Here is a 13,568-nt window from a genome sequence, read left to right on the forward strand (position 1 = left end):
ACAGCGTCCTATTTCGGAGGCATGCGGATGGCGCCGTCGAGCCGTACGCATTCGCCGTTCATATAACCGGTCTCGATCAGGAAGCAGGCAAGCTTCGCAAACTCTTCCGGATCTCCGAGCCTTTTTGGGAACGGAACCGCCTCGGCCAATGCTGCCTGCGCTTTTTCGGGAAGCCCGGCGAGCATCGGCGTGTGGAAAATACCGGGAAGGATAGCGTTTACGCGAATGCCCTCGCCCATGAGATCGCGCGCAATGGGCAGGGTCATGCCCTTCACGCCCGCTTTCGAGGCGGCGTAGGACACCTGTCCGATCTGTCCGTCTTCCGCGGCGACCGACGCTGTATTGACGATGGCGCCGCGCTCGCCATGCTCGTCGAGCGGATCGAGCGTCATCATGCCCGCAGCCGACTTGGCCGCGCACAGGAACGTGCCGATGAGATTGATCCGTAGCGTCTTCTCGAACTGCGCCAGCGGGGCGTGGCTGATGGCGCCTGTCTCGCGATCCCGTCGCACCAGCTTGCCGACCGGGGCGACGCCTGCGCAATTGACCAGGACGCGCTCCTGGCCGTGCGCCTCGCGCGCCTTAGCAAAGCCAGCCTCGACCGAGCTCTCATCGGAGACGTCGACCATGCACGCGACACCGCCAAGTTCCGAAGCGACCTGCTCGGCGCGCTGTTCGTTCATATCGAAGATCGCGACCTTGGCACTCTTCGCGGCGAGGGCGCGAGCCGTCGCTTCGCCCAGGCCCGATGCGCCGCCTGTCACCACCACCGCAATGCCTGGATCGATCTGCATTAGCATTCTCCTATGTCGCTCGGTCTGGTGCAGACCAGTTCGGCAACGCTCCTAACGCTGCGCGCGAGTCCGTCAACCAAGGGGCCAAAAGCGAAGGGCCTCGCAACCGAAGCTGCGAGGCCCTTCCCTGTTTCGAGCCGAGGCCCGGTTCGATTAGAAGCGGATGCTCACCGAACCGAAGAACTCGCGGCCGTTCAGATCGTAACCGTTGCCGATCGGCGTGTTCGAAATGCCGAACACTTCCGCGGTGTCGATCAGCGGCGGGTTTTCGTCGAACACGTTGGTGACACCGGCACGCAGCACGATATCGTCGCTGAAGTTGTAGCGCAGCGACAGCGTGTGGACGAAGTAGTCATCCGCGAAGCCGACATTCTTACAGTAAACGCCGTCACCCTGGACGATGCCATCCAGGTTGCCGTCGTCATCGCGAGAACCGGCGCCGAGGCAGGTGTCGGAGAAGAAACCGGTGAATTCACCTGCTTCGTTGTATCCGAACGCGTCGGAGAACTCGTCACGACCAGGAACCGACTGCTCGGTTTCACCGATCCAGCGGGTCTGCCATGTGACGGCGAAGTCCGAATACGCGGCCGAGAAGACGGCACGACCGGTCCACTCGGGGAAACCGAACTCTCCGGCATCCTCATCGAAATCCTCTTCGAGATTTTCGTTGATGAACGTCGTGCTGCGCTCGATCAGATGGTTGGCCCGAAGGTTCAAGCCGAGGTCGAGAACCTCGCCACCGACTGAGAATTCATAGCCGAAGTCCGCATTGAGATCGATGCCGGAGACGACTTCCCGGTTCACGTTGATGAAGCCAGCGAAAACATCGGTGATAAGCAAGCGCGCTGCCGGATCTTCACTGTAGGTGATGAAGTCGCAGAACGCACTCCGGTCCGTATTATCGTTGGCGAAACAGGAGTTCACGATGAACTGGCCGCTCGGCTCGATGATCGCACCTTCCACGTCGATGTTGTAGAAGTTGAAGTTGAACGAGAGATCGAACGCTCCCCAGCTTTCCGTCACCGCCAGACCAGCCGTGAGTGACTCGGACGTTTCCGGATCGAGGAACAGGCTGCCGCCGGACGTGATTTCCGCACTCGCAAACTGGTTCGTGTTGATGCCGGTATCGTTGATGCCGACCTGGGTCGGATCGCGACCCTCACGGCGACAATTCGCCAGAATGTTCGGATCGCGGCGATCGTTCGCTTCGATGTAACCGCCCTGCGCCTCACTGAATGCAGCATCTGGGACCGCGCACGGATCGAAGATGTTGTTGAAGCCGGACTGGCCAGCGAGGAAATTCTCACGCAGGTTCGGTGCGCGGAACGATGTGCCGAAGGTGCCCTTGAGAAGGATCTGCGGGATCGGCTGCCAACCTGCACCCAGCGAGTAAGTGAAGTTGGTTCCGTAGAACTCATCCTTAGTCACACGACCGGCTGCATTGACGTCCAGTGCACCGAACTGCTCGCTGTCGAAGACCGGAACGATCAACTCGCCGAAACCTTCGAGGATGTACTTGTCGCCTTCGGCGCCCTGATCGGCGAAGAAGCCCCAGAACAGACCGTTCGACGCCACGGTATCGGGGCGGGAATCGAGACTGTCGTAACGATATTCACCACCGAGCACCACCGAGACCGGTCCTGCGGGCAATTCGAAGACATCGCCGGTGATGAAGGTGGAAGCGACCACCTGCTCATAGGTGGTGTCGAAGGTGCGCTCGCCGAACAGGTAATCGCGTTCCGCCTGAGTGGCGAAATCGCCGATCGTCTGCGAGAAAAGCGACGGCGCAAACAGGTTCACCGGCACACAGCCCTGCGCCAGATCGGGCGCGGCCGCACCCGGGTTTGCCAGCGAGTCGACGTCGCAGGGACCATCGTCCAGCAGCGGGTTGCTCGTTCCCGAAATGTAATCGTCGGCGATACCGTCACCGGTATTGTCGAAGACACCGTCACCGTCGAAATCGGCGGTCGGATCGATACCGAGAGCCAGCGCCAGACGGTCTTCGCGGATACCACGGCGGATCGAAGACCCTTCCGAACGCGAGTACACGACGGACGATTCGTAGGTCCAGCTGTCGCCGAAGAAGGGCAGGTCGGCACGCAGGCCGAGCACGCCGCGATACTGCTCCTGCACGGTTTCCACGTTGTTGCGGTCACCGCGAACCGAGACGATCGGACGCGTTGCCAGCAGTAAGCCGGTGGAAAGCGGCGCCAGCGCACCGAAGTTTTCCTGACCCGGATTGATCCGCTGGAAGTCGTTGTCCGCCGCGCGGCAGTCGATACCATCGGGATTGTCGCGGAAGTTACAGGGATTGAACACATTCGTCGCGGGCACCCACGGGAAGAACTGGCCCGTGCCACCGTTCCGCACCGTCACTTCGGCACGGCTGTAATTCGCTTCAAAGAACGGCGTGAGGTTGAAATCGGTGCCGAGATTGTACTCGCCATAGGTCATGACGTTGTACAGGTCCTGCGGGCTGATGAAATCGACATCCTGCTCCGCGGCGTTGCCGTTCAGCTCGAAGAAGTTCACGTCGCGGAAGCCGTCTCCGTCACGATCGGGAAAGTTGCCGAGCGCGTCGAAGGACTCCGAGAAACCGGGAATTCCGCTATTTCCAGGAACGCCCAGACCATAGTCGGTCTGGTCATAGTACACGAAGCCAACGCGAGTGGCCTGCGGCTGGATGCGCTGCACGATCGATTCGACCTTACATTCGCCGATCGGCGTGCCGACCTCGCCACCGCTCTGAGCGAGGATGGAGGCATTGGTCGCAATATCGAGGCGACGAATGTTGCCTTCGGTATCGATTTCGTAATCGGTGTTACAGCCGCTGAGAAAATCGCGGTCACCATTCACGAAGCCGTCGCGACGCGCATATTCGGCACCGATGCCGAAGAAGCCACGATCGAACGTTTTGCCCCAGGCGCCGGACACGGTGTAATCGTTGCCGCCGCCCTGCTCGTTGATGTTGCCGCTGGCGAACACCTCGAAGCCGTCGATATCCTGGCGCAGGATGATGTTACCCACGCCGGCCACCGCGTCCGAACCGTAGACCGAAGACGCACCGTCCAGCAGCAGGTCGTAACGTGCGACCAGAGAAGTCGGGATCAGGTTGATCGACGGATTGGTCGGCGCGCCTTCCACACCCGCTGGTGCGAGGCGGCGACCGTTGACCAGGAGCAAGGTGCGGTCGGCACCGAGACCACGCAGGTTCAGCGTCTGCGAACCCGGACCGTTGTTGAGCACGAAACCCTGGAAGGTCGCGTCGATCTGCTGGCCTGCGGCCGCTTCCGAGCGCTGCAGAATTTCGGTTGCATCGAAATCGCCGACGTCGCGGGATGCTTCGGTCGACAGGATCTGCAGAGGCTGAATGTTGTTGTAGGTGTCGGTCCGGGCGCGCGAGCCTGTAACGATGATCGCGCCGCCGTCCTGAGTGCCTTGCGCACCGACATCGTCCACTTCGATTTCCTCGAGCGGATCGTTATCGACGACACTGTCCGCCGTGGGTACACATACGCCCGCGTCGTTCAGCTCCTCATTTTCATCGCAGACATCCTGCGCACTGGCAGGCGCGCCTGCGAGGAGAGCCACTGCCGAAACGGAAATGGCGAGGCCCGTCAGGGCATTCGTGTGAAACTTTTTCATGTTTGTCCCGTCCACCTAGATAATCAGTTCGCAAACCGCCCCGCGCGGCACCGGCAATGGGTAAGACCTGGTGCTGCGACTAGCGAACGGCATGCAGGGTAAGCTGCGATTCCAAAACGCTGCGAATGGCTGACTGCAATAGCGCCCGCCCCTTGTCGAGCCGCGACACCTCGATGTTGTCAGGAAATTGTAAGATTTGGTCGCGTCTGTGACTAAATTCCCACACAAGACGCCGCTATCGGACCAATTGCATTTGGATATCGACGAACCGCAAGTTCGCGCCCTTGCGAGGGTTCAGGAGTGTTGTTGCGTTGCAACATCCAGCGGATCAATTTGCCTCAACGCGCCGGTCGCGATTGCGCGCTGGGACATATGCGCGCAGCGTTCCGGCGAGGGACTATTGCATTCATGCCTGAGCAAGGGATCTACTGACATGAAATTTCAAAACGCCTTGAAGGCCACGATGTTTCGATCACTTACGAGTACAATGACGATTTCTCGATCTATGCCGGCGTCAACAACATCACCGATGAAGAACCGTATCCGACAAACTTCGCCTATCCGGTGAATCCGTACGGAACGTATTTCTTCCTCGGCATCCGTTTGAGCGGGGACCGCATCCCCGGCCTCTGATCTTCAGACAAGGAGACACGAAAAAGGGCGGGGAGCAATCCCCGCCCTTTTTCTTTGGCATACCGCGATATCGCCGCGATCAGGCGACTTTCATTTCGAGCGCGCCATCGCCCTCGTCGATCTCGACCTTGCTGCCATCCGGGACCTTCCCCTCCAGCAACATCTCCGCGAGCGGATCCTGCAGATAGCGTTGCACGGCGCGTTTCAGCGGCCGCGCGCCATAGACAGGATCGTAGCCCACCCGGCCCAGCCATTTGCGCGCACCTTCGGTCAGGTCGAGTTCGATCTTGCGATCCTTGAGCAGCTTCTGCACCCGCGCGACCTGGATATCGACGATCGGTGCCATGTGCTCCTGCGCCAGACGGTGGAACAGGATGATCTCGTCCAGTCGGTTCAGGAATTCGGGCCGGAAATGCCCGCGCACCACATCCATCACCTGGTCCTCGACGTCGGCGACCTTCTGGTCGTCGGTGAGGTTGGACAGATACTGGCTACCGAGATTGGAGGTCAGGATGATCAGCGTATTGCTGAAATCGACCTGCCTGCCCTGCCCGTCGGTCAGGCGACCATCGTCGAGCACCTGCAGCAGCACGTTGAAGACGTCCGAATGCGCCTTTTCGACCTCGTCGAAGAGCACGACCTGATAGGGTCGTCGCCGAACCGCCTCGGTCAGCACACCGCCTTCCTCATAACCGACATAGCCTGGAGGCGCACCGATCAACCGGGCGACGGCATGCTTCTCCATGAATTCGCTCATGTCGATGCGAACCATAGCCTGATCGTCGTCGAACAGGAAGGCGGCGAGCGCCTTGGTAAGCTCGGTCTTGCCGACGCCGGTGGGGCCGAGGAACAGGAAGCTGCCGAGGGGACGGTTCGGATCCTGCAGGCCCGCGCGAGCGCGGCGCACGGCCTTGGACACGGCGGTGACGGCCGCCTCCTGCCCGATGACGCGCTGGCCTATGACCTCTTCCATCTTCAGCAGCTTGTCGCGTTCGCCCTCTATCATCTTTTCCATTGGGACGCCGGTCCAGCGGCTGACGACGGAGGCGATATCGTCCTCGGTCACTTCTTCCTTCAGCAACGCATTCTCGGTGTGGTCGGCCGCTTCGGCCAGCTGTTTTTCGAGTTGCGGGATCTTGCCATATTGCAGCTCACCCGCGGCAGCGAGATCGCCGCTGCGCTGGGCCTGCTCCAGCTCGATCCGCGCGGCGTCGAGATCCTCCTTGATCTTCGCCTCGGCATGGATCTTGTCGCGCTCGTTCTGCCAGCGCGTCGTCAGCTCGGACGATTGCTGCTCCAGATTGGCGAGCTCCTCGCGCAAGGCGGCGAGCCGATCCTTCGAGGCGGAATCGCTTTCCTTAGAAAGCGCCTGCTCCTCGATCTTCAGCTGGATGATCCGCCGGTCGAGCGTCTCGATTTCCTCGGGCTTGCTTTCCACTTCCATGCGGATGCGGCTCGCCGCTTCGTCCATCAGGTCGATGGCCTTGTCCGGCAGGAAGCGATCGGCGATGTAGCGTTCCGAAAGCTGGGCAGCCGCGACGATCGCGCCGTCGGTGATGCGCACGCCATGATGCAGCTCGTACTTTTCCTTGATGCCGCGCAGGATGGAAATCGTGTCCTCCACGCTCGGCTCGTCGACATAGACGGGCTGGAAACGTCGCTGGAGCGCCGCGTCCTTCTCGACATATTTCTGATATTCATCGAGCGTGGTCGCGCCGATGCAATGCAACTCGCCGCGCGCCAGGGCAGGCTTGAGCAGGTTGGAGGCGTCCATGCTCCCTTCGCTCGCGCCCGCGCCGATCAGCGTGTGCATCTCGTCGATGAACAGAATGATCTGCCCGTCGGCGCCTTTCACCTCGTCGAGCACATTCTTCAGCCGCTCCTCGAACTCGCCGCGATATTTCGCGCCCGCGATCAGGCTGCCCATATCGAGCGCCATCAGCGTGCGGTCCTTCAGACTGTCGGGCACGTCGCCATTGGCGATGCGCAGGGCAAGGCCTTCCGCGATCGCGGTCTTGCCGGTGCCTGGCTCGCCGATTACCACGGGGTTGTTCTTCGTCCGCCGGGCCAGGATCTGGACGACACGGCGAATTTCCTCGTCGCGCCCGATCACGGGATCGAGCTTTCCGTCCCTAGCCTTCTGCGTCAGATCCTGCGCGTATTTCTTCATCGCGTCATAGGCCGCTTCGGCATTGGCACTGTCTGCGGTCTTGCCGCCGCGCAGATCGTTGATCGCGGAATTGAGCGCCTGCGCGGTGACGCCTGCATTGGCGAGCGCCTTTCCCGCCTTGCTTTCCTTCGCCAGCGTCAGGGCGAGCAGCAATCGCTCGACTGTGACATAGCTGTCGCCGGCCTTGTCCGCGACCTGCTCGGCCTGGTCGAGAATGCGCACCGCGTCATTGTCCAGTCCCGGCGTCGCCTGCGCCCCCGATCCGGAGACGGACGGGATGGCGTCGAGCAGCGCGTCGACTTTCTGCACGGCGATGGCCGGCGTGCCGCCCGCGCGCTGGATCAGCCCCGCGGCCATGCCTTCCTCATCCTCCAGCAATGCCTTCAGAATATGTTCGGGCGAAATGCGCTGGTGCGAATTGCGGATGGCGACCGTCTGTGCGCTCTGCAGGAAGCCCTTGGCGCGGTCGGTGAATTTTTCGAGATTCATGCCCTGTCGGTCCCTCAGTCTGTTACCCGTGACAGATAGTGTTGCATTTGCGCAACACAAGTGCTGTCCGACCCGCCAATTCGATCGTTTGTCGAATGTGTTTCATCAACTTCAATAGCGCATGCCGAACCGGGTTCCACAAGCGGCGAAGCGTGCTAACACGGCGCGCATGAAAATTACCGCCGCGTTCACCACCGCTCTCGCTGCCATCTCGCTTTCCGCCTGCGCCACGGCGCAGTCGGACATGGCCGTCGCCGAACCGATCGCGGTAGTCGATGCGGAACCGCAGCCCGCCAGCGTCGAGGAGATCGTCTCCGCGGTCGACATTCCCTACGAGACCTTCACGCTCGACAATGGCTTGCAGGTGGTCGTCCATACGGATCGCAAGAGCCCGCTGGTCGGCGTCACCACCTATTACCGTGTCGGCTCCAAGCATGAACCGCGCGGGCGCACCGGCTTCGCCCACCTGTTCGAGCATCTGATGTTTGGCGGCAGCGAGAATGTGGAGAATTTCGACATTCCGCTCGAGGCGGCGGGGTCGACCGGCACCAACGGCTCCACCTGGTACGATCGCACGAACTATGTCGAAGTCGTGCCCACCGGCGCTCTCGATCTGGCGTTGATGATGGAAAGCGACCGGATGGGCTATCTGCTCGGCGCGGTCACGCAGGAGAAGCTCGATAACCAGCGCGCCGTCGTGCAGAACGAGAAGCGCCAGGGCGACAACAACCCCTACGGCCTTGTCAATTACATCATCAGCGAAGGACTGCTGCCGGTCGGCCATCCCTATCGCCACTCGACCATCGGCTCGATGGCGGATCTCTCTGCGGCAAGCCTGGATGACGTGCAGACCTGGTTCCGCGACAATTACGGGCCTAACAATGTGGTCCTCGCGCTGACGGGCGATATCGATGCCGAGACCGCGCGGCCCAAGGTCGAACGCTGGTTCGGCGCCATCGAGCGCGGACCGGATGTGGTGACGCGCGAGGCAGGTCCGGTCACGCTTGCAGAACCTGCCAGCCGCACGATTACCGACCAGGTCCCGCAGACGCGTATCTATCAGGCATGGACAGGCCCGGGCATGGGCCACCCCGATGCGGTGCCGCTGCAGGTCGGCATGTCGATCCTCGGCGGGCTGCAATCCTCGCGTCTCGACAATGCTCTCGTGCGCGGCGAAGAGGTGGCAGTCGCCGTTTCCGCTTATTCACAGCAGCACGAACAGCTGAGCTTCCTGCAGACGCTGGCCGTGGTGAAGGACGGTGTCGAGCGCGATACGGTACAATCGCTGCTGGAAGGCGAAATCTCGCGCATGCTGTCTGAAGGCCCGACGCAAGAGGAGATCGACCGCGCGGCCACGCAGATCGCCGCCAGCGCTATCGGCGCACAGGAGCGGGTCGGCAATTTCGGCGGCAAGGGCCAGATCCTTGCCGAAGGATTGCTTTACGCCGGCGATCCCGGCTTCTTCCGCAACGAGTTGGAACGCGTCGCTTCGCTGACACCCGGCGAAGTGCAGGCCGCGATGCAGCGCTGGCTGTCGCGCCCGTCATTCACGCTCACGGTCGAGCCGGGCGAGCGTACGCTCGACGGCGGCGAGCTCGGGGGATGGGGCGACGAGGCGAGCACACCCGCACCCGAACCGGATACCGGCTCCGACGCGCAGGTTGCTCGCACGGGTCCGGAACGCGAATTACCGACCCCCGAACCTGTCGGCGAGCTGACCTTCCCCGATGTCGAGCGGGCCACGCTTTCCAATGGCATACCTGTGATCCTTGCCCGCCGCACCGCGGTGCCGCAGGTTTCGATGGCGATGACCTTTCAGGCGGGCTCAGTCGCCGATCTCATCGGTCAGGCCGGCGTGCACCAGACCATGATCGACTTGCTGACGGAGGGCACGACGTCACGCAGCGCGCTCGAGATCGCGGAAGAGCAGGAGGCGCTCGGCCTTTCGCTCGGCACCGGCGCTGGCGTGGAGACGAGCACGATCAACCTCACCGCTCTGACCGCCAATCTTCGTCCGTCGCTCGAACTGATGGCCGACGTGGTCCGCAACCCTGCCTTCGCGCCCGACGACGTGGCCCGAGTCAAAACGCAGCGCATCGCTTCGATTGAACAGCAGCTTGCATCACCTGGTGGCCTCGCTTCGCAAGCGTTCATGCCGCTGATCTATGGCGAGAACCATCCCTATGCCTACGCCTCCAGCGCTGGCGACGCCGATGTCGTGGCGGCATTGAGCGCCCAGGATATCGCGGCGGAACATGCCGAGTGGATTCGCCCCGATCTCGCCACCATCACGGCCGTAGGCGATGTGACGATGGACGAACTCGTCGCTGCGCTAGAAGCGAGCTTCGGCGACTGGCAGGCTCCGGCGACGCCTGTCCCGACAGTCGATCTCGCCGTCGCCACGCCGGAGCCGAAAGCGCGGCTGGTGGTCGTCGACCGTCCGAATTCGCCCTCCAGCTTCCTTCTGCTCGGCCGCCTCACGCCCTTCCAGGGCCAGCCCGAGGGCTTCGAAGCGGTCGAACTGGCCAACGAAGTGATCGGCAACGGCTTCCTTTCGCGCCTGAATAACGATCTGCGCGAGACGAAGGGCTGGACCTACGGCATCGGCTCCTTCATCGCGAGCGCGCAGGGGCCTCGCCGTCTGCAAGTCGGCACGCAGGTGCAGGCAGACCGCACGGCGGACTCGATCCGCGTGATCTTCGATCAGATGTCCGCCTTCCCGCTCACCCGACCGACGGAGCCGGTGGAAGTCCAGCGTGTGACGGACGGCAATATTCGCAACCTGCCCAATCGTTTTGAAACGAACGGTCAGGTGCTCGGAGCGCTGCTGTCCAACCAGCAGCTTGGCCGCGATTTGCGCTATCAGGCGAACCTGCCCGCGATCTACCGCACGATCGATGCCGCGGCGATCGACCGGGCGGCGGGCGAATACCTCCAGCCGGAGGACTTCGTCATCGTAGTGGTGGGCGATCGCGAGGTGATCGAGGAGCAGCTCGATACGCTCGATATCGAAGCGGAATATATCGACGCCGATAATCTTTGATCGCGGCGTGCCGCGCCTGATCGCCTTCAACAAGCCGTTCGGCGTTCTCTCGCAATTCACCGATGCCCGCTCCCCGACAGAGCGGCCCACGCTATCGGCCTATATCGATGTGCCGCGCGTCTATCCGGCGGGCAGGCTGGACCGGGACAGCGAGGGGCTGCTGCTCCTGACCGACGACGGTCGACTGCAGGCGCGCATCGCCGATCCGAAACACAAGATGGCGAAGACCTATCTGGTGCAGGTGGAAGGTGCGCCGGATGAGGCCGCACTCGACAGGCTCCGCCGTGGAGTCGAGCTCAAAGACGGCGTGACCCGCCCTGCCGAGGTCGAAGCCATCGATCCGCCCGATCTGTGGCCGCGCGATCCACCCGTGCGGTTTCGCAAGACTGTCCCCGATAGCTGGCTACGCCTCACCATATGCGAGGGACGAAACAGGCAGGTTCGACGCATGACGGCAGCAATCGGCAATCCGACCTTACGGCTGGTGCGGTGGAGGATCGGCAAACACACACTCGACGGCATTCCGCCCGGCGAGTGGCGGGAACTCGCGCTCTGACCTTGCGCTTGTATCGCAAAGCGGGCAGCGAGCCGCTCGATCAAACAGGAGATTTTCGAATGAGCAATGTCGGCGGCACTTACGATTTCGTGGTCAACAGCCCGATGGGCGAACAGACCGGCACGATGACAGTCGTCCCCAACGAAGAGGGCACCGCCTTCGACGGCTCTCTTTCCGGCTCGCTCGGCCAGATGGATATCAAGGACGGCGTGATCGAGGGGGACACGCTGCTCTGGAAAATGAAAATGAGTATGCCGCTGCCGATGACGCTCGATTGCCAGGCGACCGTAAATGGCGACGACGTCACCGGCACGATCGATGCGGGCATGATGGGCACCATGCCGCTGACCGCCACCCGCAAGAACTGAGCGACCGTCACTACGGCCTTTGGGGGCGTCCGGGAACCGACCGGGCGCCCCCTTCGCTTTTGCGGCAAGGAGTGTTTCTTGGACGACGATAGCGACAATTACCGCAGCCGCAGCGTGCCGAGCAGCCGCGCCGGGCGCCTTGGCGCATTCGGCAAGCTGGCGGGCGGTGTCGCCGGTGGCGTGCTGGCGGAAGGCGCGCGGCGGCTCGCCCGCGGAGAGCGCCCGCGCCTGCGCGATGCGGTGCTGACGCCGGGCAATGCCATGCGCCTGGCGGACCAGCTTGCTCACCTGCGCGGCGCGGCGATGAAGCTGGGCCAGATGATCAGCATGGACGCCGGCGACATGCTGCCGCCCGAACTTGCCACGATCCTTGCCCGCGTGCGCGAACAGGCCGACCGCATGCCGCCGAAGCAATTGCGCGACGTGCTCGATGCCGAATGGGGCGAGGGCTGGCTCGGCCGTTTCGGCAAGTTCAATCCGCGTCCCATCGCAGCCGCCTCGATCGGCCAGGTCCATCGCGCCGTCACCAAGGACGGGCGCGAGATCGCGATCAAGGTGCAATATCCCGGCGTGAAGGAAAGCATCGACGCCGATGTCGACAATGTAGCGACCCTGCTGCGCATTTCCGGCCTGCTGCCGAAGGAACTCGATATCGCGCCACTGCTCGCAGAGGCGAAGCGGCAGTTGCACGAGGAAGCCGATTACGAGCGCGAGGGCGCGCAGATGATGCGCTATCGTGAGCGCCTGGCGGGCGAGGATCATTTCGTGGTCCCTGCCATCGCGGAAGAATTCTCGACCGGCCGCGTTCTGGCGATGGACTTCATTCCCGGCAGGCCAGTGGAAGAACTCGAAAACGCCTCTCAAGATGAACGCGACAGAGCCACGCGCCGCATCATCGAGCTTGTGCTGCGCGAACTCTTTGAATTCGGCGTCATGCAGACCGATCCCAACTTCGCCAATTACCGCTACCAGCCTGCCAGCGGAAAGCTGGTGCTGCTCGACTTCGGGGCCACGCGCGCCGTCGATCCCGCCATCGCGGTATCGTATCGCAAGCTGCTGGGCGCAGGCCTCGCCAAGGATCGCGACGCGGTTCGCGCAGCCGCTATCGAGGCCGGTTTCGTCGGCCCCGGCGTCATCGCAGAACATGGCGAACGGTTCGACCGGATGATCGACGTGATCCTGCAGGAAATGCACCGCGACGGTCCCTTCGATTTCGGCGACCGCGCATTCGTGTCCGTGCTGAGGGACGAAGGCATGGAGATGGCGCAGGACCGCGCCACCTGGCACATCCCGCCGGTCGAGATGCTGTTCGTCCAGCGCAAGATCAGCGGCACCGCCCTGCTCGGCGCGCGGCTGAAGGCACGGGTCGATGTGCGCGAACTGGTGCGGCCTTACGTCAGCGATCCGCGCAAAGCCTGATAGGCTGCCGCCGTCACGGCATTGGCGAGGTTGAGCGAGCGGATATGCGGCGAGCGCATCGGCAGGCGCACCTCGCGGTCGGCGTGCGCGTCGCGGATGACCTTCGGCAGACCCTTTGTCTCGCTGCCGAAGACGAGATAGGCGTCGTCCGGATAGTCCGGCTCATAGAAGCTGCGCCCGGCGTCGTCCTCGAACAGGAAAAGCTGCTCGCCAAGCGGTTGCCGCTCATCCATGAAAGTCCCCCATGAGGCAAATTCAGCCAGCCGCACATGCTGCCAGTAATCCAGACCTGCCCGCTGCAACTGCCGGTCCGACAGCGTGAACCCGTAAGGCCGTATCAACACCAGATCCATATCCAGCGCCACACAGGTGCGCCCGATAGCGCCGGTATTATGCGGGATTTCGGGATGGACGAGGACGATGGAGGTCATGCCACGCCGGGCGATCCGGG

The 13,568-nt window shown here is 62.6% G+C and carries 8 protein-coding genes; 4 read left to right on the forward strand and 4 right to left on the reverse strand.

The features are described 5' to 3' along the window. Positions 1 to 8: 8 nt before the first annotated feature. The 3 genes from D6201_RS06495 to clpB form a co-directional block, all read right to left on the reverse strand. A complete protein-coding gene (locus tag D6201_RS06495) occupies positions 9 to 794 on the reverse strand; it encodes an SDR family oxidoreductase (RefSeq protein ID WP_120048065.1) in 786 nt (261 codons plus the stop codon). 153 nt (positions 795 to 947) lie between these two features. Further along, positions 948 to 4,439, reverse strand: coding sequence for a TonB-dependent receptor domain-containing protein (locus D6201_RS06500; protein ID WP_120048066.1), 3,492 nt, complete (start codon positions 4,437 to 4,439; stop codon positions 948 to 950). 712 nt (positions 4,440 to 5,151) lie between these two features. Continuing rightward, positions 5,152 to 7,731, reverse strand: a complete 2,580-nt coding sequence (gene clpB, locus D6201_RS06510) for an ATP-dependent chaperone ClpB (RefSeq protein ID WP_120048067.1) — start codon at positions 7,729 to 7,731, stop codon at positions 5,152 to 5,154. 169 nt (positions 7,732 to 7,900) lie between these two features. On the opposite strand from clpB, the gene D6201_RS06515 reads away from it, so the two are divergent. The 4 genes from D6201_RS06515 (at position 7,901) to D6201_RS06530 (ending at position 13,117) form a co-directional block, all read left to right on the forward strand. Next, positions 7,901 to 10,774: a M16 family metallopeptidase gene (locus D6201_RS06515; protein WP_165853505.1), complete on the forward strand. Its 2,874-nt coding sequence runs from the start codon at positions 7,901 to 7,903 to the stop codon at positions 10,772 to 10,774. 7 nt (positions 10,775 to 10,781) lie between these two features. Beyond that, on the forward strand, positions 10,782 to 11,330 hold the full coding sequence (locus tag D6201_RS06520; RefSeq protein ID WP_120048069.1) for a pseudouridine synthase: 549 nt from the start codon (positions 10,782 to 10,784) through the stop codon (positions 11,328 to 11,330). A 59-nt stretch (positions 11,331 to 11,389) separates the two neighbouring features. Continuing rightward, the gene (locus D6201_RS06525; protein ID WP_120049252.1) at positions 11,390 to 11,698 is read left to right on the forward strand and encodes a hypothetical protein; all 309 of its coding nucleotides are present in this window, start codon (positions 11,390 to 11,392) and stop codon (positions 11,696 to 11,698) included. A 78-nt stretch (positions 11,699 to 11,776) separates the two neighbouring features. Continuing rightward, positions 11,777 to 13,117 carry an ABC1 kinase family protein gene (locus D6201_RS06530; protein ID WP_120048070.1) on the forward strand — a complete coding sequence of 447 codons (1,341 nt, stop codon included), beginning with the start codon at positions 11,777 to 11,779 and terminating at the stop codon, positions 13,115 to 13,117. Here the strand turns inward: D6201_RS06530 and D6201_RS06535 are convergent. Next, positions 13,090 to 13,548, reverse strand: coding sequence for a tRNA (cytidine(34)-2'-O)-methyltransferase (locus D6201_RS06535; protein WP_120048071.1), 459 nt, complete (start codon positions 13,546 to 13,548; stop codon positions 13,090 to 13,092). The genes D6201_RS06530 and D6201_RS06535 overlap by 28 nt on opposite strands. Positions 13,549 to 13,568 lie beyond the last annotated feature (20 nt).

This window comes from Aurantiacibacter aquimixticola, from assembly GCF_003605475.1.
Classification (GTDB): Bacteria; Pseudomonadota; Alphaproteobacteria; order Sphingomonadales; family Sphingomonadaceae; genus Alteraurantiacibacter; species Alteraurantiacibacter aquimixticola_B.